Origin of the sequence: Pseudomonas sp. CFII64 (assembly GCF_000416235.1) — a bacterium.
Lineage (GTDB): Bacteria > Pseudomonadota > Gammaproteobacteria > Pseudomonadales > Pseudomonadaceae > Aquipseudomonas.
On the sequence record NZ_ATLO01000042.1, the window covers coordinates 169,434 to 195,357 of the forward strand.

Consider the following 25,924-nt stretch of genomic DNA (forward strand, 5'->3'; position numbering starts at 1 on the left):
ACGAACGCAGAACAAACGGGGCGCTATCAGTGCTGCCCCGCTACGTTACATCACCGACATAGGACGAGCATCCCGGTCTATGCTTGTCTTGCCTGTTCGTTCCGTCCTGGAACACCGAACAGCCCATCAGGCAGAAAACGTGAAACATTGGACACTCGCCGCAGCATCGTTGTGGGTATTGCTCGGCACTTGTGTCAGGGCCGAACCCTATCAGGTCGTTACCGAAGAATGGGCACCGTACAACTACGAAGAGAACAATCAGCTAACCGGCATGACCACCGAAATCGTCCGGGCCATCATGGCGCTGACCGGGGATAACTTTGAAGTGGTGCTGCTGCCCAGCATGCGAGCTACCCGTGTCTTACAAAACCGGCCCCGGACGATCATGTATTCCATGTTCCGCACGGCCGAGCGCGAGCCGTTATATAAGTGGGTTGGACCAATCGTCGAGGAATCCATCCACGCCTATCAATTGGCCAAGGCGCCGCCGGTGAATTCCCTGGAGCAACTGCTGCACGCGCCGCGAATCACTACCCGGCATGCCGGCCTGGTGCCCGATATGCTGCAGTCTCTGGGTTTCAACAACCTCGACAGAAGTGCTACGGAAAACCTGCAGCTCTACCGCATGCTTCTCGCCGGACGCACCAGCATCATCATCGGCGATACCGATGCCGGGGTGGTTTTTTACAGCCGTCAGTTGAACATCGCGCCCGGTACGTTACGGCAGATTCCCATCGAGCTCTATCGCTCATCGTTGTACATCGCCTTCAGCCGCGACTGTGAAGACGAACGGGTCGCTGCCTGGGCCAACGCTTTGGCGCAACTGCGTCACTCGGGCGAACTGGAGCGTATCCAGCGTCAGTATCAGCAGCCGGTCGGGCAATGATATGTCGATGACCCAGGCTTCAGGTATTCATCAACCTCTGTGATCAACCATTCGGAAAAATCACGTTGCCGCGATGTCGAGCGCGCCTGATTGGGCACGACGAGCCAATAAGGATAAGGGTAAGGTGTTGTAAATACTTGGTCATACGAGACGGAGAGTAACAAATGAAGCTTTGGGGCATGCTGGATTCACCCTATGTTCGCCGAGTCGCCATTTCCCTGGACGTGTTCGGGATCGAATTTGAACATGAGCCATTGTCCGTGTTCAGCACGTTCGAGGCGTTTGCCCAAATCAATCCGGTGGTCAAAGCGCCGACACTGTCCCTCGACGACGGTACGGTACTGATGGATTCGACGCTGATCATTGACTACTTCGAAGCCACCAGCGCCCCGGCCGCCAAGCTGTTGCCGCAGCAACCACAGGCTCTAGGCACGGCCCTGCGTACCGTGGGGCTGGCATTGGCGGCCTGAGGACTTCCCCGCGATCCGCGCATTGGCCGAGAGTCTGGAACAGACTGAACTGTTCCGACGCTATCCCATCGTTTGAACACTGGCAGCGCCCCGGCTCAATCCGAGTCAGATAGGGCTGGGAATCAAGGTCGGTTCCAATTACTCGTTACTTCGCCCCGGCTCACGCCAACAGCTCGGTGATCCACCGGACATGCCGGGCGACCTCCAGTGCTTTCTCCTCGGGCACGGCCTGCTGCGCCCGGGCGAATTGGGTCAGGGTTCGCTGTTTCAAGCGCAGCATGCGCTGCCACTTGAACAGGAACGCCGGGCTGCGTGCCTGCATCTGCAACGGGCCGAAGTACAGTTCTTCGGCGGTGTATGCCGCCGGCCCGGTACGCTCGGCGACGATGATTTCGTAGTCGAAGCGATTCTCCCGCAGCACTTCTTCGCAAAGGATGCGGTAGCCGTTTTCCATCAGCCAGTGACGCAGTGGCTGCTCGCCGCCGTTGGGCTGCAGGATCAGGCGTTCCTGGCCGTTCAGATGCGCCTTGCCGCTGTCGAGTATGTCGCGGATCGTCTCGCCACCCATGCCACACAGGCTGATCGCGGTGATTGCATCGTCCGGTTCGATTGCCGCCAGGCCATCGGCCAGGCGCACGGCGATCCGCTGACCCAGGCCGCTCTCGTGCACGGTGCGTAGCGCCGCGTGGAATGGCGTCAACGCCACCTCACCGGCCACCGCTGTCACGATCGCGCCTCGATGCATCAACGCCACCGGCAGATAACCATGATCGGAGCCGATATCGGCCAGGCGCGCACCGGCCGGCACATGCGCCGCCACGCGTTCCAGGCGCCTGGACAATGTCTGTTGGTTCACCTGCAGCCCTTTTCACTAACGTCCGGCAAGTTCGACCGGATCGGGGGGCGATTCTGTCGAGCAACGCCGCGTATTTCAAGCCTGACGCATTCCTCCCGGCGTATTGAAAAGCAATACCTACGCCACGAGCCGAAACATGCTAGCTACTGTGTTGTGTCATGAAAAGCGTGCTTTCAGAAAGTGGAATAGGCAGGTTGATCGAGATCCACGGTTCAACCCGCCATCGTCAGGGCATCAGCTCAGCCGGACGGAAAGCTCGACGTCCTCACCGACCGGCACGGACAGGTAACCGTTTTTCGGCGAGCGAACGTAGGCCAGGTAATCCGGGCAGTAATCGGTGTTGTCGGCCACCACCACAGCTCCTGGCTTGAGTCGGCTTTCGACCAGGCTCAGCACATCGCGATAAAGAGCCTTCGCGCCGTCAAGCAGCAACAGGTCGACGACATCAGGCAGATCAGTGGCCAGAGTGACAAGCGCATCACCCTCGCGAATGTCCACCAGGTCGCTCACCCCGCCTTCAATCAAGTGCTCGCGGGCCAGGGCGATTTTCGACGCTTCGAACTCACTGGTGATCAACACACCGCCGCCGTTGTCCCGCAGGGCGGCGGCCAGGTGCAAGGTCGAGAGCCCGAACGAGGTGCCGAACTCGACGATGGAACGCGCTTTTGCGCTGCGCGCCAGCATGTACAACAGCTTGCCGGTATCTCGCGAGATCGGTAGCCAGAGGTCTTTCAACAGTCCGTAGAGTTCTCGATAGTCCGCCTTGCTGCGCATGAGGCGTTCGCGTTCATCAGCGGCCATCGTGCTGAATACGTCACTGGTGGTGGCGTTGGCGCGGGCGTACAGACGTTCAATCAGCAGCGCCATTGGCGCTGCGGTAAGGGTGTTCATGGTCGCTTCCCGTTTCAAGGTTGAGCGCCTCAAGGCGCCGGGCTAATATGCGACTAATTCGTCGCATTAAAATTATGCGAGCAATTCGTCACATTCGCTATTCGCATTAGCACCCAGGCAGGAACGCCCTATGACCAGTCGCCAGACCTCGCAGATTTCCTCACGCAAACAGCCCAAACAGGCGCGATCGACCGAGCTGGTGGCGACCATCCTCGAAGCGGCTATTCAGGTTTTGGGCAAAGAAGGTGCGGCACGTTTCACCACGGCCCGCGTCGCGGAAAAGGCCGGCGTCAGTATCGGCTCGGTGTATCAATACTTCCCCAACAAGGCGGCCATTCTGTTTCGGCTCCAGAGCGATGAATGGCAGCAAACCACGCAAATGCTTTGCGCGATCCTCAGTGACAGGGACAAGCCGCCCCTTGAGCGGCTGCAGACGCTGGTGCATACCTTTATTCATTCGGAGTGCGAAGAAGCGCAGATGCGGGTTGCACTCAACGACGCCGCGCCGCTCTACCGGGACGCGCCCGAAGCGCATGAGGTTCGGGCGACGGGGGAGCAGATCTTTCAGACCTTCATGCTTGAATTGCTCCCTCAAGCCCCTGAAGCAACCCGCGCCCTAGCCTGCGACTTGATTGCCACGACCTTCAGTACAGTGGGCAAGCACTTCTCGGAAAGCCCTCGTACTGCTGCAGAAATCACTGCCTACGCTGATGCCATGGCCGATATGTTCAGCGCCTATGTGACAGTGCTCAACCAGCGCTGAGCATGCCAAAGCCCGTCACATGGTCAGTCGTGCCGTTCAGCGTATTGCCCGTTCAGGGCTGCAATGTCCTCTACCAGGCTATCGAGTGTCGGACGCATGAATAACGGAGCAGGCGCCCCTGCCGGAGCGTCAAGTCCTATCCGGTTATGCCAGAGGGTCGGCAAGCCGACTTTCTGTGTGCCAAACAGATCGTAGGCTGAACCGGCGACGAATACAGCGCGAGCCGGCTCGACACCCGCAAGTTGCAGCGCGAGCCGGTAAGGTTCTGGATCAGGCTTGTAGAAACCAGCCTGTTCAGAAGTGACAATCACATCGAACGGCACGCCCAGAAGATCCGCCGCAATGCGTCCCAACTTCTCCGAACAGTTAGTGACGACCCCCAGTTTGTAGTGCGGGGCCAATTCGCTCAGCACACGCCTGGCCTCAGGCCACGGCTGCAACTCTGTCCAGCGCGCCTCCAGCTGTGCGGCGGCATCTTTTCCCAGCCCTACACTGATGGCGGCCTCCTCGACCAGCGTTTCATAGGGCCGATAGGTGCCACAGCCGTAAGTAGCTTTCAAATAAGCCATACGCCAGGTGCGCCCCATTTCCTCGGAGCCGGCGACGGAGTTCCACAGCGTCCACGAATCCAGCAACGCGGTGAGCAAGTCGAACAGGACGAGCTCGACAGGAGCTTGCCGGATAGTGCTTTCAGTTGAGTTCATAACGACTGCCCTTCTTCAAAGTTATTCAATTTCCGCCACCGCTGAAACTTCCACCAAGGCTCCATGATGGAGGGGTCCACAGGGGATGATCGCCCGTGCAGGTCGATGGGCGCCCATAAGCGCCGAATAAGTCGAATTGACGATAGGCCAGTCATCCACATCAACGATGTAAATCTGCACATTGACCAGGTGATGCAAAGCAGCTCCCGCCGCCTGGAGCACCGCCTCAACATTGGCCATCGCTTGTATGATCTGGGCTTGTATGCCGTCGGGGAATCCCTGCGCGCCTGGCAGAAACGGCAACTGGCCGGAAATGAATAGAAGCTTTCCTGCCTGTACCCCGTGTGAGTAATGCCCACCTGGCGCAGGCAGTTTTTCTGCTGTAATCAACTTCATGTGCCCTCCTATCGCGATGCAAGTGCTGAACTCAAACGCAAGAAATCACCAACCCGAAATGCGCGGCCAGAAACCCAGGGGGTTTCCTTCGCTCAGCACGTGGTATCCGGCATGCTGCGCCGAGGTCGCGCAAGCATGGTTCGGCAGGATTCGCAGCAGCGTGCCCAAAGGCGGGAAACTTGCGGGATCGAGCTTGCCGGATCGCGATGAAATGATTCCGTGTTCCTGGTTGGTTGCGCTGACGATCCAGTCGCCCATCGGCTGGCCGGCGACGTCGCACACAATGCCGTAGCCTTGATCAACCGCCTGTTTGGCGGTGCCCCGATCACGCGAAAGTGCCATCCACCCCGCATCGGTGATGATCCAGCCTTTTTCAGCTTGATAACCGATGACGGACGTCAGGACCGAGACGGCAATATCCTGCACCTGACACACACCCAGCCCCGCCATGACCAGATCGAAGAACGCGAACACCCCCGCGCGAACTTCGGTTACGTCTGATAAATCCTGAGTAAACAGCGCCGTGGGCGTTGAACCGATACTGATGATCGTCAGGTCGAAACCTGCATGGGCCAGCATCTGGCGGCTCTGGACAATTGCCGCGCGCTCCTGTCGGGCGCAGGCCTCGATTTGCGCGATTGACTGGCTGTCGTAGGACTTGCCGGCGTGCGTCATCAAGCCGCTGACCCGGATGCCACTGGCGCTCAACAACTGCGCGATTTCAACCAGCAAGGGTGCTTGCGGGCCCAGGCCGGAACGATGACCGTCGCAGTCGATTTCCAGCAGGACATCAAAGACATGCCCCGTGGTTCTGGCGAATTCGGCCAGTTGCCTGGCGGTCTGCAGATTGTCGAGCACCAGCTTGAGCGCCGCACCTTTGTCGATCAACGCGGCAGCGTGTGCAAATTTGTTGGGCGCAATGCCAACCCCATACAGGATGTCGCTAAACCCCGCGTCAAAGAAGAAGTCCGCCTCGCGCAGGGTAGAAACGGTAATCGGCCCCCGCCCACCGGCAAACAGGCGCTCGGTGACCTCCAACGACTTGTTGGTCTTCACGTGGGGACGCAATACCACATTGAACGGCGCCAGTTTATTGCGCATCCGTTGAATGTTGGCGTCCAGACGTTCGCGGTCCAGCAACAAGGCGGGCGTTTCGAGGGTTTCGAGAAGAGAGTTGAGTGCTGACATGAGTGGGCTCCTGGAATGGCGCTATTGTAAGCCGCCAAATTCGGAATAGAATTTAGCTTTGCTAACTCTTATATTCAGTGAAACTTAATGAATGAAACGCTCGACATCCGTTTTCTGCTGGTCATCCGGGAAAGTGACAGTTTGCTGGCCGCCTCGCGCAAGCTGGGATTGACACCCTCGGCAGTCACCCAGCGGCTGCAGCAAATGGAAAAGAAACTGTCCATCCGCTTGCTGGATCGGTCGGCCCGGCAACTGCGCTTTACCGATGAAGGCGAGCTTTTGTGCCTGCGGGGCGCAGAGCTGGTCGAGCAATTCGATAACCTGCTGGCGGATTTGCATGAGCGGCGCAGTGGCTTTGTTGGCAAACTGAAAATCAACGCGCCTTTCGGCTTCGGACGCCAGTATGTGGCGCCGGCGGTGGCAGCGTTTCAACGCCTGCACCCGGAAGTCGAGATAGCCTTGAGTTTGTCTGAACGGCCAATGGTCGAAGTGGCCGATCGGTTTGATGTCGTCATCCATATTGGTGAACTGCACGCGTCCAACCTGGTGTGCCATTCCATTGCGCCGAACCGCCGCTACGTATGCGCGTCACCCGCCTTCATTGAGCAACACGATCTGCCTGAACATCCCGAGCAGTTGGCAAGCCTGCCGTGCATTGCACTGCGCGAAAACAACGAAGACGTGACGCTCTGGCATTTCACACGCTCGCGTAAAACTATCAGCGTACGCGTCCGCCCTGCCTTGAGCTGCAATGAAGGCAGTGTCATTCGCCAGTGGGCGTGCGAAGGTCACGGCATCATCATGCGCTCTGAATGGGACGTTGCCGGTGCGCTGGCGGACGGGACATTGGTAAGACTGCTGCCCGGCTGGAAGCTGCCGGATGCCAACGTCGTGGCGCTGACCCATCAACGCGAGGGGTTGCCCGCGCGAGCCCGCAACTTCTTGCGTTTCCTCCAGGATCAGTTCATCCCACAGCCGCCTTGGCGGCAATGAGCAGCAGCCCTCGCAGCGCTCAATCTCTTGAGCGCTGCGAAATGCACACCGTCATCAGGCAGACACACTAATCTTCTGTTCCTGCTGACACTTAATGCGGAGATGGCCGTGGACAGGTTCCAGGAAATGAAAGTACTGCTGGCCGTTACCGAAGCGAAGAGTTTCGGTGGGGGCGGCAAGGTATTGGGTATGTCGCCGTCCAGTGTGACGCGCGCCATCGCCGCGTTGGAGAGCCGCCTCGGCACGCTGCTGCTCGCACGCAATTCGCGCACCCTTCGGCTAACCGAAGCCGGCCAGCGTTACGTCGAGGACTGCAAGCGCATTTTGCTGGAGCTCGAAGAGGCCGAAGAGCTGGCAGCCGGCAGCAGCCTGCGCGCCCGGGGCAGTTTGACGGTGACTGCGCCGGTGATGTTCGGCGAACTGTTCCTGATCCCGCTGATTGCGCAATACCTGACGGCGCACACCGAAGTGGCTGTCAATGCGCTGCTGGTGGACCGGCTGGTGAACATGGCCGATGAAGGCGTTGATGTCGCCATACGCATCGGACAGCTCCCCGAAGGGAGTTTCCATGCGCTGAAGGTGGGGGAAATCCGCTCGGTGATCTGTGCCGCACCCGCGTTTCTTGATCGCGTCGGCCGCCCTGCTCACCCTCAGGATATTCAGGGCGCGCAGATTGTCATGTCCTCGGCCAGCAGTTTGCTGACCCACTGGCAATTCGGCGGCCCGGATGAGGCCATCGTGTTCACTCCGCACCCTCGTCTGGTGGTCAGCTCCAATCAGGCGGCCATCAACGCCGCCCGCATGGGATGGGGCTTTACCCGTGTGCTTTCCTATCAGGTAGCGCAAGCCGTGGCCAAGGGTGAGCTGGAGATTGTGCTTGCAGACTTTGGCACCCCGCCGCTGCCGGTGCATATCCTTTACCAGAGCGGCAGGCAGGTTTCCGCCAGGGAGCGGACCTTTGTCGACCATTGTTACAGCAGACTGCTGGACGATTCGGCACTGCAGCAACCGGGAACGCCGTAACTGATGGCCCGCTACCGCCAGATGGAAGTCTTTGCCGCCGTGGTCCAGGCGGGCAGCCTGGCATCGGCGGCGCGTGCCCTCGCGCTGTCACCGGCCACTGTCATGCGCACCGTGACTGCACTGGAGACACGCCTGGGAACCGTACTGCTATTGCGCGGACCCCGAGGGATAAGCCTGAGCCGTGCGGGTGAACAGTTCGCTGCCAGTTGCCGACTCATCCTGGAGGAAACCGCCGAGGCTGAGCGCTCGGCCGCCGGCCTGCATAGCCAGCCCAACGGCCAATTGACGGTCGCCTTGCCCTTGTTGATGGCCAACCAGGTATTCACTGCATTGGCCGTGCAATACCTGGACACCTTCCCCGACGTGCAACTGCTGACCCTCGCACGGGAAAGCATGCCCAAGCTTCTGGAAGAAGCCATTGATGTCGCGCTGGTGGTCGGTCACCTTCCCGACTCATCCAATTTTGCCGTATCGATCGGCACCGTCAGGCCGATCATCTGCGCCTCCCCCGCCTATCTTGCTCAATGGGGACGACCCGAAACGGCCGACGATCTGCGCGCGCATCGGACCCTCCTTGCGACATCCACAGGTCACGGGCCCGACTGGCGCTTGCACGGCGACACCGCCATGCACACGGTCAGGACCACGCAAGTCCTGACCTGCACGACTCAGCAAGGTGCGATCCACGCCGCAGCCTGCGGGCTGGGGCTGATTCGCTGCATGAGCTACGAGGTCCATCAGGAGCTGCAATCCGGCAAGCTTGAACCCCTGTTTCAAGACTTCAAGGCGCCGGATCTGCCAGCGCACATGATTTATCGTGAAGGACGTAAAGCCAGCGCACGGGTGCGCACCTTTATCGACTTTGCAGTGCCGCGCCTACGCCTTCATCCGGCTTTGCAGGCCTGACTATCGCCAGAGGCCCGAGCGCCTTTGTTGCGGAAACTGAAATCATGGATTGCCCGTCATGGCGATTCTGCTCTGCCGCATCCGGGCGCAGCATGCCGTATCACCACCGACCGGCTTGCTGCGTCAAGCCTCACTCACTGGATACGGAGTTTCCGACATGCCTCAACACGCGATCAAACTGTACCGCCACCCACTTTCCGGCCACGCCCATCGTGTGGAACTGCTGCTCTCGCTGCTTGAGCTGCCGACCGAACTGGTGTTCGTCGACCTCGCCACAGGCGCCCACAAGCAAGTCGAGTTTCTCAAACTGAACCCCTTCGGCCAGGTGCCGGTGATCGATGACGACGGCACCGTGCTCAGCGACTCCAACGCGATTCTGGTCTATCTGGCGAAAACCTACGGCGACGGTCGCTGGCTGCCGGAAGATCCGGTCGCGGCGGCGCGCGTGCAGCGCTGGCTGTCGGTGGCTGCGGGTCAGGTGGCATTCGGTCCCGCTGCCGCGCGGCTGATCACTGTGTTTGGTGCGTCGCTCAACGCCGATGACGTCATTAACCGCGCCCACTCGTTATTCAAGATGATGGAAACGGAGCTGGGCACCACAAAGTTCCTCACCGGCGACGCACCCACCATCGCCGATGTCGCCAACTACGCCTACATCGCCCATGCGCCAGAAGGCAATGTGTCGCTGCAGGACTACCCGAACCTGCGCGCCTGGCTGGCGAGGATCGAAGCGCTTCCTGGATTCGTACCCATGCAGTCCACCGCCGCCGGCCTGCTGGCGGGCTGAATCCGGACCAAGGCTGCCGGCATGCTCCGGCAGCCACAAGGAGTACCCGCTCATGGAAACCCTCCCGAAACACCGCCGTTCGCCCTGGCATGCCGGTGAGCGCGCGCTGCAACAAAAAATCGGCGCATCGGAACGCATGGAGGCCGCTGGCCAGAAGTTCATCCGCGACTACCTCCCCGATCAGCACCGGGATTTCTATCACCAACTGCCGTTCATGATCGTGGGCGCGGTGGACGCCGAGAATCGTCCCTGGGCAACGCTGCTTGAGGGCCCGGAAGGCTTTGTCTCCTCTCCCGACCCGAAGCACCTGACGCTCGATATTGCGCCAGACTCGCAAGACCCGGCCGCGCCCGGGCTGCGAGCCGGCGATGCCATCGGCATGCTCGGCATCGAGCTGCACACGCGGCGCAGAAACCGTATCAACGGGATAATCACCCAGGCCTCAGAGCGACAGCTGGAAATCGCCGTCGAACATGCATTCGGCAACTGCCCGCAGTACATCCAGCGTCGTACCTATGCGCGAGTTTCAAGTGAGATGGCGGCCAAGCCGCGACGCCAGGACCTGACTTTGCTGGACCCGCACGCTGTCGCGATGATCGACAACGCCGACACCTTCTTCGTCGCCAGCTACGTGGTGCACGACGACCAGCAGCGCTCGGTCGACGTTTCACATCGCGGCGGCAGGCCCGGATTCATCAAGGTGCAAGGCAATCGTCTGATCATTCCCGACTACGCCGGCAACCTGCACTTCAATACCTTGGGCAATCTGCAGCTCAACCCCCAAGCAGGTTTGCTGTTCGTCGACTTCAGCACCGGCGACGTGCTGCAGCTCAGCGGACGGACCGAGTTGATCCTGGAGAGTCCAATGATCAACGCTTTCGAGGGCGCCGAGCGCCTGTGGACCTTCGATGTGGAGCAGGTCGTGCATCGCCCGCAGGCGGTGTCGCTGCGGTGGCAGTTTGAGGAGTTTTCACCCACCAGCCTGATGACCGGGACCTGGGCCGATGCCGACCAGCGCCTGCGGGACATCGAGCGACGTCGGCAATGGCATCAATGGCGCGTGGTGCGCGTTGAACAGGAAGCCATGGACATCCGTTCGCTGTATATCGAGCCACTGGATGGCGCGGCGGTGGCCTTTCTGCCTGGGCAACACATACCGGTTCGCCTGCAGCCAAATGGCAGTGACGTACTGATCAGGACCTACAGCGTGTCCAGCGCTCCTTCCGATAACTATCTGCGTTTCAGCGTCAAGGCTCAGGGCCCAGCTTCGCGCTATTTGCATGAGCAGCTGCACGTCGGCGACGTTCTGGACATTCGCCATCCACTGGGCAGTTTTACCCTGAAGACTGACAGCGAACGGCCCGCCGTGCTGATTGGCGCGGGCGTAGGCATTACCCCGCTGTTATCCATGGCACGGGAGTTGGTGGCGCAGATCGACAAACAGCAACGGAGTCAGCCCGTCTACCTGTTTCAAGGTGGCAAAACCCTGCACGACCTGCCTTTTCAGAGCGAGCTCCAGCAACTCAAGCAGCGGGCCTCGGGCCTGCTGCACCTGTGGCGCGCGCTGAGCAGCGCAGGCGAGAATACACAGCCGGGCGTGGATTTCGAGATACCGGGACGCCTGACCCTCAAGCACATCAAGGCCAACCTGCCGCTCGACGATTACGACTTCTACCTGTGCGGCCCGGCAAGTTTCACTCAAGACATGTACGACGGCTTGCGCAGCCTGAAGATCCCGGACCTGCGCATCCATGCCGAAGCTTTTGGACCCTCGACACTACAGCGCCACGGCGATACACAGCGTCCAGCGCTGATTCAGCCGCCACCCGCCAGCTCGCCGGTGCCGGTTTACTTCGCGACTTCCGCCAAGGAAGCGCGCTGGACCCCGCAAGACGGCAGTTTGCTGGAACTGGCGGAAAGCCGTGGCCTGAACCCTGATTTCAGCTGTCGCGGCGGGTCGTGCGGCACCTGCAGAACGCGGCGGATCAGCGGTCAGGTCCACTATCCCAACCCACCGGCAGAAATGCCCGAAGACGACATGGTGCTGATCTGCTGCGCAGTGCCTGCCGAAAGCGAAAGCGGCATCCAGCCTTTGGTCCTGGATCTCTAGGGAGGAAATAACGCTTTGACTTGCCGCTGACGAAGTCCGCGCTGACGATTAATCAGACTCCAGGGCAAATTTTCCGACTCCTGCGCGGAACTCCGTCAGCCAAGGCAAGGCATTGTTCGGTCCCATTGTTCACACTCGGCTCTAAAGCAATCGCACGTTCAACGACTGCGATGCATAAAAACAAGAGCCCGAAACATGAACAGTCATTTGCCTGATACCCACGCCAACACCGGCCATATCGGTGCGCGGCAAGCACGTGTCGAAGACGCCGCCCTGCTGCGCGGTTTGGGTCGATTCGCCGATGATGCGGCTATCCCGCCCGGCACCTTGCATGCGGCAATCGTGCGTTCGCCCCATGCCCATGCGCGTATCACCGCCATCGATTTCGCCAAAGCCCTGACCATGCAAGGTGTGCACGGCGTATTGGTCGGCGCCGACGTCAAACGTTGGGCGCTGCCGTTTCCGGTGGGCGTGCGCCAACCCATGGAGCATTGGTGCATTGCGGTCGACAAGGTGCGCTACGTCGGCGAGCCGGTTGCGGTGGTGATTGCCGAAAATCGTTATCTGGCCGAAGACGCTATCGAAGCGGTACGCGTTGACTATGAGCCGCTGCCGCCGATCATCGATCCGGAGGCAGCGACCCGTGAACAGGCGCCGTTGCTCCACGAAGCGGTCGGCAGCAACGTTGTCAATGAACGGCATTTTCGCTACGGCGAGCCCGAGCAGGCTTTCGAGTCCGCAACCCATCGGATCGCGCTGAAGGTTCAGTACCCGCGCAGTTCCTGCACGCCCATCGAATGTTATGTGGTCCTCGCGCAATTTGAGCGGACCACAGGCGTGTACGACGTGATGGCCAATTTCCAGGGGCCGTACGCGCTGCATACGGTCATGGCGCGGGCGTTGAACGTGCCCGGCAATCGCCTGCGCCTGCGCACCCCCAAGGACTCCGGCGGCAGCTTTGGCATCAAGCAAGGCGTGTTTCCCTATGTGGTGATGATGGGCCTGGCGGCACGCAAGGTCGGCGCGCCGGTGAAATGGGTCGAAGATCGCCTGGAACACTTGCAGGGCGCGTCATCGGCCACCAACCGCGTCACTGAAATCGAAGCAGCGGTGGACGCCGATGGCCGGGTGATGGCGTTGCGCTATGACCAGATTGACGACTGCGGAGCCTACCTGCGCGCCCCGGAGCCGGCCACGTTCTATCGCATGCACGGCAATCTCACCGGGGCCTACGCCATACGCAATCTGCTGGTGCGCAACCGGGTGGTACTGACCAACAAGACGCCCACCGGCTTGAACCGTGGTTTCGGTGGGCCGCAAGTGTATTTCGCCCTGGAGCGGCTGATGCAGCACATCGCCGTGCAGCTCAAGCTCGATCCTCTGGAAGTCATTCGCCGCAATCTGGTGCCTGCCGACGCCTTCCCCTACCGGGCCGCCGCCGGCGCTTTACTGGATTCCGGTGATTACCAGGCGGGCATCGCCCTGGCGGTCAACGATGGCGGGCTGGGCGAACTGATCCAGCGCCGCGACAAGGCGCGCGCCGAAGGCCGGATCTACGGCATTGGTTATGCCGCTGTGGTCGAACCGTCGATTTCCAACATGGGCTATATCACCACCGCCATGACCGTCGAAGAGCGCGGCAAAGCCGGTCCGAAAAACGGCGCGGTGAGCACCGCCACCATCACGGTCGGGCCGCTGGGCGACGTGACGGTGCATGTGTCTTCCACGCCTCAAGGCCAGGGTCATCAGACCGCCGTCGCGCAAGTGGTGGCTGAAGTGCTGGGCGTGACCCTGGAATCGATCATCGTCAACGTCGAGCTTGATACCCAGAAAGACGCCTGGTCGATTGCCTCGGGTAACTATTCCAGTCGCTTTGCCGGGGCCGTTGCCGGCGTGGTGTATCAGGCGGCGATCAAGATTCGTGATCGTCTGGCCAGGCTCGCCGCAGTGCAGCTCAAGGTTGACGCCGGGGACGTGCGCTTTGCCGGTGGCAAAATCTTCGTGGCGGACGGTCCATCCGCGCCCTTTCACCGGATTGCCGGTGCGGCGCACTGGGCGCCAGGCTTGCTGCCCGAGGGCGAGTCCGGCGGCATGCGTGAAACAGCCTTCTGGTCGCCGCCGCAGCTGACCGCGCCAGATGATGCGGACCTGGTCAACAGCTCGCTGTGCTACGGCTTTGTCTTCGATATCTGCGCCCTGGAAATCGATCCGGTCACCGGCGCCATTCATATTGATCGCTACGTCACCAGTCACGACGCCGGACGCATGCTCAACCCGGATTTGGTGGACGGCCAGATTCGTGGCGGATTTACCCAAGGCCTGGGCGCTGCGTTGATGGAAGAGTTCGCCTATGGCGCCGATGGCAGCTTCCTGTCCGGCACCTTCGCCGACTATCTGGTGCCCACCGCCCCGGAAGTCATCGAGCCGCTGATCCTGCACATGGAAACGCCCTCTCCTTTCACCCCGTTGGGGGCCAAGGGGGTTGGCGAAGGCAACAACATGAGCACGCCGGTGTGCATCGCCAATGCCGTCGCCGATGCGTTGAGTCGTGACGACATCCGTTTGCCGCTGACGCCGTCACGGGTTCGCACCCTCATCGGCATCGATGAGCCGCCACGGCCCGCCGGCATGCAACAGGACGACAGTTTCCCGGCCGAACCTGCCGGTGGCTCAGCCCTGCGCGCCAGCGATTCAGTGGTGATTCCAGCCACGCCGCAGCAGGTGTTCGACACCCTGCTGGATCCGCAAACCCTCAAAGCGATCATCCCCGGTTGCCATGCACTGGAACTGGAAGGCGAAAACCGCTACAGCGCCGATGTCACAGTCGGGGTGGGCATGATCCGCGCCCGTTTCGAAGCCAAGGTCGCCCTCAGTGATCTGGACCCGCCGCACGCCCTGCGTCTGTCCGGCTCGGGCAACAGTTCGATGGGCTCGGCCATCGGCCACGCCAAAGTGCGTTTCGTCGAACTGGAAAATGGTCATACACGCCTGGAATACCATTATCAGGTATCGGTCAGCGGCAAGGTCGCAGCGGTAGGCGGACGCATGCTGCAAGGTGCTTCGAAAGTCATCATCGGGCAGATATTCACCCGCCTGTCCCAGCGGGTTACTGGCCAGGCAATCAGCGACAATTGGTGGACACGCCTGAAAGCCACCGTCGCCGCGCTGCTGGGCAAGGGAGGTGCGCAATGAAACCGGCCTCGTTCGATTACGTACGCGCCAGCAGCCGTCGCGAGGTGCTCGACCTGCTCGCCGAATATGGCCAGGAGGCCCGGATCATTGCTGGCGGCCAGTCATTGATGGCGGTGCTGAACATGCGCCTGGCCCAGCCAAAGCTGCTGATCGACATCAACCATGTGCCCGACCTGAATTTCATCGAGCGGCGCCAGGATTGCCTGGCAGTCGGCGCGGCGATACGCCAGGCGCAATTGCTGGAGCGCCCGTCATTGAACGATGAAGTGCCGCTGCTGGCCCTGGCCATGCCGTGGATCGGGCATTTCCAGACCCGCAATCGCGGCACGGTGTGCGGCTCCGTCGCCCACGCCGACCCCAGCGCCGAATTGCCGCTGTGCCTGGTCACCCTGGGCGGGGAAATCGTTCTGCAATCGAAAAAAGGCCAGCGCAGCGTCAAAGCCGGGGATTTCTTCCAGGGCATCCTGACCACCGACAAGCGTGCGGACGAGCTGGTAGTCGAGGTGCGCTTCCCCCTCAAGCGTGAAGGCATTACCTACCGCTTCCAGGAAATCGCCATGCGTCACGGCGACTTCGCCATGGTCGCCCTTGCGGCAGCCATTGGGGAAGAACAGGTGGAGTTCGGCATCGGGGGCGTCAGTGACCGCCCGCAGCATCGACGTCTCGCCCGTGACGCCACGCTCAAGGATGCGTTGAACGAAGTGGCCTGGTCGCTGGACGCCCAGGACGATGTACACGCCAGCGCCGCCTATCGCCGCCAGCTGGTTCGCGAACTGGGGCAGCGCCTCATTGAAGGAGTCTGATCATGCGCGTCAATGCCGACCAAGCTTTTCTCGTCAACCTGAAACTCAATGGTCGCGACCGCCAGGCAAGCACCGAACCGCGTACCCAGCTGTGTGATTTCCTGCGCCACGATCTGGGCGCCACCGGCGTGCATGTCGGCTGCGAACATGGCGTCTGCGGCGCCTGCACGGTGCTGGTGGACGGCGTGGCCATGCGTTCGTGCCTGATGCTGGCGGTGCAGAGCCATGAGCGACGCATCGACACCGTGGAATCACTGGCCGAGGACGATGTGCTCAGTGATCTGCAGCAGGCATTCCGTCGTCATCACGCCCTGCAATGCGGCTTTTGCACGGCGGGCATTCTCATGTCCTGCGTGGACTTCCTGGAACGGGTACCCGCCCCGGATGAAACCCAGGTGCGCGACATGCTCTCCGGGCATCTGTGCCGTTGCACCGGTTATACCGGCATGGTCCGGGCTGTCCTTGAAGTGGCATCACAACGTCAAACGAACCAGGAGGTAAAACAATAATGTTCGATCTCGGACGCAGCTTCCTCGCTGCCGTCGAACGCCGTCCCGATGCGGTGGCGGTCAGCGATGCAGCCCTGAAAAAAACTTACCAGCAGTGGTTCAACGACATTCAACGCGCCGCCCACGGCCTGGAACGCCTGGGCCTGAAACGTGGCGACCGGATGCTGGTGGCGATGCAAAACCGCTGGCAGATGGCAACCTTGCACTGGGCTTGCCAATTCTCCGGGATCGTCGTGACTCCGCTGAACTGGCGCTCCACCGGCGAAGAACTGGCCCATTGCATCGCCGATGCGCAAGTCAAGGCTATCGCCTATGACGACGCCACCGCTGCGGCATTGGCGGCCTGCCCCAGCGCCAACGGGCTACCCCGTATCGCCAGTGGCGAGCGTGTGGCAGCGGATGACCTGAGCTTTGAGGAGCTGTGCGCCGAAGCCCCGGCGTCTACCATCCTGCGCGCAACGGCCGAGGATTTTTCCCTGCTGCTGTATACCTCCGGGACCACCAGCAAACCCAAGGGCGTGCCCCGCCGCCACCGTGCCGAGCGCGCGGCCGCCGTAGCCCATGTCGCGCAGAATCTGTACCGGCATGACGAATGCACGCTGGGCGTAATGCCCCTGTATCACACCATGGGCGTGCGCTCGCTGCTGTCCATGGCGTTGATCGACGGACATTTCGTCTGTGTGCCGCGCTTCGATGTGGAGGCGACCCTGCAAGCCATCGAGCAGCAGCAGGTCAGCAACCTGTACCTGGTGCCGACCCTGTATCACATGCTCATCGAGCATCCTGGCTTTCGCAAGGAACGAGTCGCCAGCGTGAAAAAAATCGGTTTTGCCGGTGCGCCCATGAGTGACGGGTTGATGAAACGTGTCGAGCAAGCGTTCGAGCCGGAGTTGTTCGTCAATCATTACGGCTGTTCGGAAATCTACACCTTCACCATCGACCAGCACGCCCATCACAAACCGGGTTCATCAGGTCGGGGCGCGCTCAATCAGCGCATCCGCATCGTGCCGATGGATAGCACTGACCCAAGCATTGCGACCCGCCAGGGTGAAGAAGGCCAGATCATTGCCGACCTGGCCAGTGACGAGGCGTTCGAGGGCTACCTCAATCGCCCGGAGGCCACCGCCAAGGCGCTGCACGATGGCTGGTATTTCACCGGTGATATTGGCTACTTCGATGCAGACGGCGACCTGTTCGTCACCGGCCGGGTCGACGACCTGATCATCACCGGCGGCGAAAATGTCAGCCCGGTGGAAATCGAAAGCCTGCTGTCGCTGCACCCCGCCGTTGAAGAGGTGGTGGTGGTCGGCCTGCCGGACGAGCAGTGGGGCAAGATCATCGCCGCCTTTATCAAACTGCGCAGCGATGTCAGTCATGCCGAACTCGATGCTCATTGCATCGCCTCGGGCCTGGCCAAATTCAAGCGTCCGCGTCATTACCAGTTCATCGATCAAATCCCGAAATCGCCAGTCGGCAAGGTGTTGCGTCGCGTGCTGCTCGAAGAGCATCAGGCAAAAACCTTGAAGACCGCGTGCTAATCCCCAGGAGGACATTCACATGCAACTGCAATCGATCCAGCAATTTCTCGACACCGAATTCGACGGCTTCCAGGTTGTGGTCGACACCGCCCGGCAGCGCGCCGACATCATTCTCAACCGCCCACCGCTGAACGTGATCGCCATGCCACAGCGCGATGCGCTGCGCCAGGTATTCGAGGCCCTCGACGAACATCCGCAAGTCCGGGTGATCGTCCTGCGCGCCGAGGGCGAGCACTTCTCCAGCGGCGGTGACATCAAGGGTTTCCTGGAGGCCTCGCCGGAGCATGTCTCCAAGCTGGCCTGGAACGTTGCAGCACCTGCCCGCTGTGAGAAACCGGTGATTGTCGCCAATCGCGGCTACACCTTTGGCGTGGGTTTCGAGCTGTCCCTGGCCTGTGATTTCCGCGTCGCCTCGGAGACCACCCGCTATGCACTGCCGGAACAGAACCTGGGGCAGATTCCCGGTTCGGGCGGCTCTGCCCGCCTGCAGAAAATGATCGGTATCACCCGCACCAAACACATGGTCATGCGTGCCAAGCGCATCAGCGGGCAACAGGCCTACAACTGGGGTATCGCCACTGAATGCGTCCCGGATAACGAGCTGGAAAACACGGTGGACGCCCTGGTGGAGGAACTGTGTCGCTTCTCGCCCCTGGCCCAGCGCACCGCCAAGCGCCTGATCAACGACAACGAAAACTCGCCGCTGACCGTGGCCATCGAGATGGAAGGCCATTGCTACAGCCGCCTGCGCAGCTCCCTGGATTTCAAGGAAGGCGTCGAGGCGTTTCACGCTAAGCGAGCAGCCGTGTTCAAGGGCGAATGACCGATCCGGCGCAGGCGATACTGGTGCAGCAGCGAGGCTCCTGCACCACCGTCGTTTGTCAGTGCATGTTTGAGTATGTTTCTCCCTGATAACTATAAAAATCGGAGTCACTGTCATGGCAACAATCGATACCAGCCCTCCTACACACTCAAGCGCCTCACCGCAGGATGCGCCCGCCGCGGGTTATCTGCCCGCACGCAAGGCGTTGCTGGCCGGCTTCGCTTCCACCTTCGGCTGGGCGCTGGACCTGTTTGACCTGTTTATCCTGCTGTACGTGGCACCCATCATTGGCCGACTGTTTTTCCCATCGGACACGCCAACCCTTTCTCTGGCCGCCGTCTATGCCTCCTTTGCCGTGGCGCTGCTGGTGCGACCGCTGGGTTCGGCGATTTTTGGTGCCTATGCGGACAAGCACGGGCGCAAGCGCGCGCTGATGGTGTCGATGGTGGGCGTCGGTATTTCCACAGCGCTGTTCGGCGTGCTGCCGACCCTGGCTCAAGTGGGCGTTATAGCGCCGGTGCTGTTTCTGATCCTGCGCATCGTCCAGGGCATTTTCGTCGGCGGCATCGTGGCCTCGACTCATACCATTGGCACCGAATCCATCTCGCCGCGTTACCGGGGTCTGATGTCCGGCCTGATCGGCGGGGCCGGTGCAGGCATGGGTTCATTGCTGGCGTCGTTCGCGTACCTGGTGCTTTCCGAAGTCTTTCCGGGTGCCGAGTTCGACGTATGGGGCTGGCGCTGCATGTTTTTCTGCGGGTTGATCAGCACCGTCTTCGGCCTGCTGATGTTTCGCTATCTGGAAGAAACGCCGGTATGGCGCCAATTGCAGGAAACGCGTAAGAACGCCCCGGCGAAACCGACACAGTCGCCGCTCAAACGCCTGTTCGGCCTGGAATACCGCAAGGTCATGCTCATCAACCTGTTGATCACGTTTGGTGGCGGCGCCACTTATTACCTGGCCTGCGGTTACTTGCCGACGCTGCTCAACGTAGTCGCCAAAGTGCCCCACACGGAAACCTCGCAACTGTTGATGTACGGCTCCCTGAGCACCATCGTCGGCTCACTCGTGTTCGGCTATGTCAGCGACTTGATAGGTCGCAAAAAGACCTTCATTGTCCTGGGCGTGCTCAATCTGGTCTGCCTGCCGCTGATGTTTCTGCACGTCGCCGAACCCGGCTCGCTGCTGCGAACCGGGCTGTATTGCGCAGGGATCGCCTTCATGGGCGGGGCGATCATTGCGCCGATCCTGATCTTCCTCAACGAACGCTTCGCAACCGAGCTGCGCGCCAGCGGCACCGGGCTGTCGTGGAATATCGGCTTCGCCCTGGGCGGGACTATGCCGACCTTCGTTTCTCTGGCCAGCAGCAGCCCGGCGCAGATTCCTCAGGTACTGGCGATTTTCGCTGTGGTGCTATCGCTGATCTATCTGGTCGGCAGCCTCGTGGTGCCGGAAACCAAGGGCAACTTCAATTGAGGGCTGGCCAATCCGGCAAGGCCAGAACGAAGTCGCTGATCAGCTGCAAGGTCTGTTCAGTGGCTTCGCGCTGGGGAAAGTGCTGGCAATCGTCCAACAGCACGCAACAACCCGCTGCGCCCACGTGACGTTCGATGATCGCCAATTGCTCGGCCGTGGCGTATTGATCGTCACGGCCCTGGATGACCAGCAAGGGCCGGGCAATCTCCTTGAGCCGTGCCACCAGCGGTTCAAGAGTGAAATCCGGGTGCAGCCAGTTGTCGCTCCAGCCATGGAATGCAGCCGTTGCGTTGTCACCGTGGTGACGCGTCAGTGGCTCGCGCAACGAGCCCGCCTGCCACAGCGCCGTGGTCTGGCGCACGCCCGCGAGGGTCTGCGCTTCGACCAGCACGTGGGGCGCCAGCGCGATGCTGCCCCGCACGCGGGGATCATTGAGCGCGGCGTAATACAACACAATGGACGCTCCATCGCTGTGGCCCAGCAACACCACATCGTGCAGCGCCAGCGCATCCAGCAGACAGGCCAGTTCCGCCGGACCGTCATGACTCAGATAGTCAAGGCCGCGAGGCCGCGTCACCGGACTGGATCGGCCATAGCCCTGGCGACTGTAAACCAGCACGCCGCAACCGGTGGCGCTGCGCAAACGCTCGGGAAAATCGCGCCACTGAGCGGCGCAACCCAAGCCTTCGTGCAGCAGCACCAGGGTGGGTCGTCCGCCAGGGATTCCCGGCAAGTGCCGGTATTCAAGGTTGATGTCGCCAAGTGCGAGGCGGCCGATGCAGGTAATGGATTCACAAGACATGAGAGGACTGACACTGAAAACGAGAGATGAAGATTACCGCAGTCGCTTTGGGTCAGGTGAGCCGGCATGCAACTTCAGGATGTGCAGGCCATTGAGCAGAAGATCGTCCTGCCAACCAAATCGATCTGGACGTCGGCCTTGGTCTACGGGATATTGAACCCCTGGCCGCGCTGTCGATCTGCACTAATAGAGCTGCACAAGACAACGCCATACCAAACAGCACAACGACTGCCCTACTCCTGCGGTGCAGTCGCAAAATAACAGCCGCTGCAAGCGAGCGAGGGAGTTACCCAATGTCGATTGCCCAACGAGTGTTTCACGGCAAGTTTGGCCGTGTTGCGTTGCTCAACATGGATCGGGCCTTGGTGACTCACACCCATTCCGAATGCCACGTGTTGGTCAAGGTTTCCGGGGAAGACACCTTTTTCAACGTCAATGGACGCCGAGTCCCGTTGGCCGACCGCAGCGCAGTGCTGGTCAATGCCTGGGAGCCGCACTTCTATGACCCGCAACCCGGGGCCGGCAATACCCTGATTCTGGCGCTGTACATCGAACCGGCATGGCTGGCCACCGCCCAGCAATCCCTGGCGCTGAGTGCACGCCCGGACTTCTTCCCGCAGCCATGCATTGACCTGTCACTGCAGATCCGCACCCTGGCCGACATCCTGATTGCCGAGATGCACGGCTACGGGTTGGTGCCCAAGGAGCGCATCGAGTTCCTGCTGTTCGATTTCCTGATCCAGCTGATCGAAGACTTTTCCCAGTGGCGGCAACTATGGCGCCAGGGTGCGCCGAGCCATGGCGAATTTCGCGATGCACGCATTCGCCGTGGCACGGCTTACTTGCTCGAACATCTTGAAGAACCCGACCTGATCGACAACGCGGCGCGTGCCAGTGGCTTGTCCAGAGCGCACTTCTTCGCGCTGTTCAAGAAAGACACCGGCATGACCCCGACGCTGATGGTCAACGACGCCCGCATGCGCCGCGCGTTCACCTGGCTGGAGCGCGAGCGCAGCGGCACCCTCGGGCTGCTGTCGGACAGTCTCGGGTTCTCTGAGCAAGGCCATTTCACGCGCTTCTTTCGCCAGCACATCGGCGCTTCACCGAGCCAGTACCAGCGCGTGGTGGACAGCTACGCCAAAAGTTGATCGGCCTTCGCCCGTTACCCTGCAAGATTGGGCATTCACCACTGCTGGTAGAGAGACTCAGTAACCGGTGACTATTTATCCATGCCGGGTGGGCAATCATCATCGCTGCTCCTTACCAACAACGGAGCAATGACATGCACATCGGAATTATTGGAGCAGGCTTCATCGGGCGGGCAGTGGCGCAATTGGTTATCGCCGCCGGGCACGAGGCGATGCTCAGCAATTCACGTGGGCCACAGACGCTGAGCAGCGTGGTCAGTGACCTTCCTGGCAGTCAGGCTGGCACTATCGAGGACGCAGCAAACTTTGGCGAAGTTGTACTTCTGGCCATTCCCTTTGAGCAGTACAAAAGCATTCCCGCCGACTGGCTAAACGGCAAAATCGTGCTGGACGCCAACAACTACTACCCCGACCGCGACGGGCATATCGCCGCTCTCGACCGCTTCGAAAGCACCACCAGCCGCCTGCTCGCCGAGCACCTGCCCCACTCCCGGGTGGTCAAGGTGTTCAATGCGATCCTCGCCGATGACCTGCTGCAGCACTCGCGCCCGACAGCGGCGCCCGATCGACGCGCACTGCCGGTGGCCGCGGATGATCCGGCGGCGAAGGCGCTGGTGATCAAGTTGCTGGACGACATTGGCTTCGACTCAGTCGACGCGGGTAGTCTGGATGAAAGCTGGCGATTCGAACGCGCTAAACCCGCCTACTGCATCCCGCTGGATAAGGAGGGCCTGAAGGTCGCGCTGGCTGCAGCCCAGCGGCAGGTCGAATTGCCCCACGGATCATGGCGCCACTGAAGAGCGGACAATAATCTTTCAGGAGCAAAGTCCCGGCGAAACCACGCAGCAGGTAGATGGGTGTAATAACGCTCTACGCCGGGCCCGAAGCTTTTATTACGCCCCGTAAGCAGTATCAACCATCAACTGATTGCGACCGGCGGCCTTGGCTCTATACAGGGCCTGGTCTGCTGCTTCGATCAATTCAAGTTGTCGACCCGGAAGCTGCGCCCCCGGCATCGACGCCACACCAATACTGGCCGTAACTCTTGCGAACTGACTTTCAGCATGCGGGATATTTAGCCCCGCTAGCGTCTGCAAAATATGCTCTGCAACAGTAACGGCGCCTGAAGCATCCGTATTGGGCAGGATGACCGCCAGTTCTTCGCCGCCATAACGTGCGACGAAATCCGAAGTGCGCTTCAGGCAACCCCTGATTGCCTCGCTTACTGCCTTGATGCACTCATCACCGGCGACATGCCCGTAAGTATCATTAAAGCGTTTGAAATAATCGATATCAATCATCAACAACGCAAGCATGCTGCCTTCACGGTGAGCACGATGGGATTCGGAGGCCAAGGTTTCGTCAAAGGTTCTGCGGTTGGCGATGCCTGTCAGTTGGTCCTTGGAGGCAAGTACTTTAAGTTGTTTGTTGATTTCAAGAAGCGCCTCACGGGCATCCACCAAATCAGCTTCAGCCTCGATCCTGCGTTTAATATCTTTAATCAAAAGCCAACCGATGCCGCTTACCGCAAACAACAAGACCAAAACCACTCCCGCTGAAAGCAGAGACTCGCTCCGCCATGCAGTCAGTGCCTCGTTCTTTCCAATTGCCACAGTCGTCACCAGCGGCAGACTTTCATTTCGACGGAATGCATAGAGCCGCGCTACACCATCGAGACTGGAAACATAAGATGCAGTTCCGACCGAGCGATCAACCAGGTACTGCGTATATAACGGCGAGGTGGAGAAGTTGCGCTCCATGTCCTGCTCTCTAAATGGATAACGCACCAGCATCTGGCCATCCGTATAAGTCAGCCCGATGGCACCGTCTTGCCCTACGTCGATTTTTCCGAACAAATCCAGGAAGTTTCTGATCCCCAGAGTAACTGCCACTACGCCTGCGAACTGGCCTTGTCGATTGTCAATGCGCCTGCTGACAGTAATTACCCAGTTATGCGTAGAGCGGCTGCGAATGGGCGGACCGATAAAAGCCTCCCTTGAAGGGTCGTTTTGATGATGGATGAAAAACGCCCGATCACCGCTATTGGCAAACGCGCCCTTTTCTTCGCCGCTGGATGCCATGAGCCATTCGCCGCTCCGGCCGTAAATAGTAATGCCATTAATCTGGGCCAGCAGATATTGTTGTTCGCTCACCAACTTGCGAATGCGTTCGATTTGCGCCACATCGACTTCTTCGTTCTCCAAGCGCTCTACCAGGCCAAGCAATAGCATCGAACTCTGTTTGATGACACTCTCGGAATAGGTATCCAAAGCCTGGGTCAGGTTAAGGCTATTGACTTTTACCTCATTCAGCACGCGCGCTCTGGACGTCCATACCGTCCACGCCGTCAGTAACGCCAGGGAGAAACAAACGACAGAAACGAGAGTGACAGCAAGACGGATACCATTTTTCAAGTGCGCACCTGACGGAAAGTTCTACATCCAAGTTGAACCGAGCCTGTTACCCGGCCGCAGCCAGGTGAGAGCGCGAGCATATTACGTTACCTGTAGCGGTCCGTTGCTGAAAATTATTAAAACTACTGTCGCCCATTAATTGAAAAGACATGCGATGCGCGAGATGCAGAGCAGGAGCCCATCACGAAGCGCTAATCACCGCCCTGATTCTGGAGCGGGGCTTGCCCGCGAAGAATGACTACTCGTACACCCTGTGGGAGAGGACTTGTCCTCGATAGCGGTGTTTGTAGCAACGCAGTGGGATCAGGCAGTTCGCGGTCGTTGGCTACCTCTCGAGGACAAGTCCTCTCCCACAAAAAGGCCGACCGAGGCGCCCGGTTCTTGGGCCAGCCTTGCTCCGGCAATTGAGCTGAAGTCATTTCTTCAGGCTTGATTGCCGCGCCTTGATGACCGTCTGTTCAACACCCTCGCAAGCACAAAAGTCGTCACGACAGCCAGCACCACGGCGGCAGTGATGGACGGAACCACGCCCCACTGCAAAATCGCGTGTTTGAGGGTCAGGTAAAACCCGACTACGCCAACAGCGCCAATGGCGTTGCCGCGTACGATTGCACTCAATTCGTGGCGTCCGCCCTGGACGTGGGCGAACACCGCCAGAGGCCAGGCGATCACCGGGATCGGCGCCAGCAAACCGCTGAATACAGGCCCGAGCCACGTTGCGCTTGTGGTGATAGCCAATAGCAGCAATGTGGCCGTCAACATGCGCATGGGGATGACCCAACGTGGCACCGGGACATAGGGCGCAGCGCTGGCCTGCGTTTGTTTGGAGGTGGCGACTATTATCAGGATGACCAGCAGCAGCGTTGCAGTGATTGAAAGTGCCAGCAGCCCCAAACGGCTCATCAATAAGGCAATTGCGGCATAAAACGCCAAGGCGGTTATGCATCCAGTAAACGTGGAAACTCTCAGGGTCAGCAGGAGGTAAAACAGATAAGTCGCCTGGATCGCCGCCAGCCCGGCCAGTGCACCCGGTACTGCCGCCAACGCAAATTGCGCGCCCTGCTCCAGGCTGAGAAACAGCATGACCAAAGCCGAGGTGATGGGCAGTCCGGATAGCAGTCCGCCGATTTGCGTGCCCCAGCGCTTGGCGGCCAGCGAGATGGCCAGCATCAGCGCCGGGGTGATGAATAACTTGAGGTAAAAGGCAGTCATTAAGAGGTACGTCAAAGCTATAGGTGCGCAAGA

At 60.2% G+C, this 25,924-nt stretch carries 23 protein-coding genes and 1 pseudogene; 16 read left to right on the top strand and 8 right to left on the bottom strand.

The window, feature by feature from the left end; translation table 11 throughout:
• Positions 1–139: 139 nt before the first annotated feature.
• Positions 140–886: an ABC transporter substrate-binding protein gene (locus tag CFII64_RS18725; RefSeq protein ID WP_044901502.1), complete on the top strand. Its 747-nt coding sequence runs from the start codon at positions 140–142 to the stop codon at positions 884–886.
• A 164-nt stretch (positions 887–1,050) separates the two neighbouring features.
• Positions 1,051–1,353 (top strand): annotated as a pseudogene (locus tag CFII64_RS18730) (glutathione S-transferase N-terminal domain-containing protein); the annotation flags it as partial.
• A 163-nt stretch (positions 1,354–1,516) separates the two neighbouring features.
• Here CFII64_RS18730 and CFII64_RS18735 read toward each other — a convergent pair.
• A complete protein-coding gene (locus CFII64_RS18735) occupies positions 1,517–2,212 on the bottom strand; it encodes a tRNA (adenine(22)-N(1))-methyltransferase TrmK (RefSeq protein ID WP_020292396.1) in 696 nt (231 codons plus the stop codon).
• Between the two features lie 234 nt (positions 2,213–2,446).
• Positions 2,447–3,103 carry an O-methyltransferase gene (locus CFII64_RS18740; protein ID WP_020292397.1) on the bottom strand — a complete coding sequence of 219 codons (657 nt, stop codon included), beginning with the start codon at positions 3,101–3,103 and terminating at the stop codon, positions 2,447–2,449.
• Positions 3,104–3,233: 130 nt separating this feature from the next.
• On the opposite strand from CFII64_RS18740, the gene CFII64_RS18745 reads away from it, so the two are divergent.
• Positions 3,234–3,866: a TetR family transcriptional regulator gene (locus tag CFII64_RS18745; RefSeq protein ID WP_020292398.1), complete on the top strand. Its 633-nt coding sequence runs from the start codon at positions 3,234–3,236 to the stop codon at positions 3,864–3,866.
• 23 nt (positions 3,867–3,889) lie between these two features.
• Here the strand turns inward: CFII64_RS18745 and CFII64_RS18750 are convergent, their stop codons facing one another.
• Genes CFII64_RS18750 through CFII64_RS18760 form a run of 3 tightly spaced genes read right to left on the bottom strand, consistent with a single transcriptional unit; the run spans position 3,890 to position 6,154 of the window.
• Positions 3,890–4,570 (bottom strand): HAD family hydrolase, encoded by a 681-nt coding sequence (locus tag CFII64_RS18750; RefSeq protein ID WP_020292399.1) that lies wholly within the window; start codon positions 4,568–4,570, stop codon positions 3,890–3,892.
• Between the two features lie 21 nt (positions 4,571–4,591).
• Positions 4,592–4,966, bottom strand: coding sequence for a RidA family protein (locus tag CFII64_RS18755; RefSeq protein WP_020292400.1), 375 nt, complete (start codon positions 4,964–4,966; stop codon positions 4,592–4,594).
• 45 nt (positions 4,967–5,011) lie between these two features.
• Positions 5,012–6,154, bottom strand: a complete 1,143-nt coding sequence (locus tag CFII64_RS18760; protein ID WP_020292401.1) for an alanine racemase — start codon at positions 6,152–6,154, stop codon at positions 5,012–5,014.
• Positions 6,155–6,241: 87 nt separating this feature from the next.
• Between CFII64_RS18760 and CFII64_RS18765 the strand changes: the two genes are divergently transcribed.
• The 11 genes from CFII64_RS18765 to CFII64_RS18815 all read left to right on the top strand — a co-directional run bounded on the left by CFII64_RS18765 (position 6,242) and on the right by CFII64_RS18815 (position 20,315).
• Entirely contained in the window at positions 6,242–7,147 is a 906-nt protein-coding gene (locus CFII64_RS18765; RefSeq protein WP_020292402.1) for a LysR family transcriptional regulator, read from the top strand.
• A 126-nt stretch (positions 7,148–7,273) separates the two neighbouring features.
• The gene (locus tag CFII64_RS18770; RefSeq protein ID WP_020292403.1) at positions 7,274–8,170 is read left to right on the top strand and encodes a LysR family transcriptional regulator; all 897 of its coding nucleotides are present in this window, start codon (positions 7,274–7,276) and stop codon (positions 8,168–8,170) included.
• 3 nt (positions 8,171–8,173) lie between these two features.
• The gene (locus CFII64_RS18775) at positions 8,174–9,076 is read left to right on the top strand and encodes a LysR family transcriptional regulator (RefSeq protein ID WP_020292404.1); all 903 of its coding nucleotides are present in this window, start codon (positions 8,174–8,176) and stop codon (positions 9,074–9,076) included.
• A 157-nt stretch (positions 9,077–9,233) separates the two neighbouring features.
• Positions 9,234–9,863, top strand: a complete 630-nt coding sequence (locus tag CFII64_RS18780; protein WP_044901545.1) for a glutathione S-transferase family protein — start codon at positions 9,234–9,236, stop codon at positions 9,861–9,863.
• A 52-nt stretch (positions 9,864–9,915) separates the two neighbouring features.
• Positions 9,916–11,973 carry a pyridoxamine 5'-phosphate oxidase family protein gene (locus CFII64_RS18785; protein WP_020292406.1) on the top strand — a complete coding sequence of 686 codons (2,058 nt, stop codon included), beginning with the start codon at positions 9,916–9,918 and terminating at the stop codon, positions 11,971–11,973.
• Positions 11,974–12,168: 195 nt separating this feature from the next.
• Entirely contained in the window at positions 12,169–15,165 is a 2,997-nt protein-coding gene (locus CFII64_RS18790) for a molybdopterin cofactor-binding domain-containing protein (RefSeq protein WP_020292407.1), read from the top strand.
• Positions 15,162–15,968, top strand: coding sequence for a xanthine dehydrogenase family protein subunit M (locus tag CFII64_RS18795; protein WP_020292408.1), 807 nt, complete (start codon positions 15,162–15,164; stop codon positions 15,966–15,968). Before CFII64_RS18790 ends, CFII64_RS18795 begins: the two co-directional genes overlap by 4 nt.
• 2 nt (positions 15,969–15,970) lie before the next feature.
• Complete coding sequence (locus CFII64_RS18800; protein WP_020292409.1) at positions 15,971–16,477, top strand: (2Fe-2S)-binding protein; 507 nt, start codon at positions 15,971–15,973, stop codon at positions 16,475–16,477.
• Positions 16,477–18,015: an AMP-binding protein gene (locus CFII64_RS18805; RefSeq protein WP_020292410.1), complete on the top strand. Its 1,539-nt coding sequence runs from the start codon at positions 16,477–16,479 to the stop codon at positions 18,013–18,015. The genes CFII64_RS18800 and CFII64_RS18805 overlap by 1 nt, the downstream gene beginning before the upstream one ends.
• A 19-nt stretch (positions 18,016–18,034) precedes the next feature.
• Complete coding sequence (locus tag CFII64_RS18810) at positions 18,035–18,838, top strand: enoyl-CoA hydratase/isomerase family protein (RefSeq protein WP_020292411.1); 804 nt, start codon at positions 18,035–18,037, stop codon at positions 18,836–18,838.
• Between the two features lie 115 nt (positions 18,839–18,953).
• Positions 18,954–20,315 (top strand): MFS transporter, encoded by a 1,362-nt coding sequence (locus CFII64_RS18815; protein WP_020292412.1) that lies wholly within the window; start codon positions 18,954–18,956, stop codon positions 20,313–20,315.
• On the opposite strand, the gene CFII64_RS18820 is transcribed toward CFII64_RS18815, so the two are convergent.
• Positions 20,308–21,117, bottom strand: a complete 810-nt coding sequence (locus tag CFII64_RS18820) for an alpha/beta fold hydrolase (protein WP_020292413.1) — start codon at positions 21,115–21,117, stop codon at positions 20,308–20,310. The genes CFII64_RS18815 and CFII64_RS18820 overlap by 8 nt on opposite strands.
• A 293-nt stretch (positions 21,118–21,410) precedes the next feature.
• Here CFII64_RS18820 and CFII64_RS18825 point away from each other — a divergent pair, with 293 nt between their 5' ends.
• Positions 21,411–22,265, top strand: a complete 855-nt coding sequence (locus CFII64_RS18825) for an AraC family transcriptional regulator (RefSeq protein ID WP_020292414.1) — start codon at positions 21,411–21,413, stop codon at positions 22,263–22,265.
• A 134-nt stretch (positions 22,266–22,399) separates the two neighbouring features.
• Positions 22,400–23,062: an NADPH-dependent F420 reductase gene (locus CFII64_RS18830; protein ID WP_020292415.1), complete on the top strand. Its 663-nt coding sequence runs from the start codon at positions 22,400–22,402 to the stop codon at positions 23,060–23,062.
• Positions 23,063–23,158: 96 nt separating this feature from the next.
• Here the strand turns inward: CFII64_RS18830 and CFII64_RS18835 are convergent, their stop codons facing one another.
• Both CFII64_RS18835 and CFII64_RS18840 read right to left on the bottom strand, forming a co-directional pair.
• Positions 23,159–24,679 (bottom strand): sensor domain-containing diguanylate cyclase, encoded by a 1,521-nt coding sequence (locus CFII64_RS18835; protein ID WP_044901503.1) that lies wholly within the window; start codon positions 24,677–24,679, stop codon positions 23,159–23,161.
• A 423-nt stretch (positions 24,680–25,102) separates the two neighbouring features.
• On the bottom strand, positions 25,103–25,891 hold the full coding sequence (locus tag CFII64_RS18840; RefSeq protein WP_020292417.1) for a hypothetical protein: 789 nt from the start codon (positions 25,889–25,891) through the stop codon (positions 25,103–25,105).
• Between the last annotated feature and the right edge of the window lie 33 nt (positions 25,892–25,924).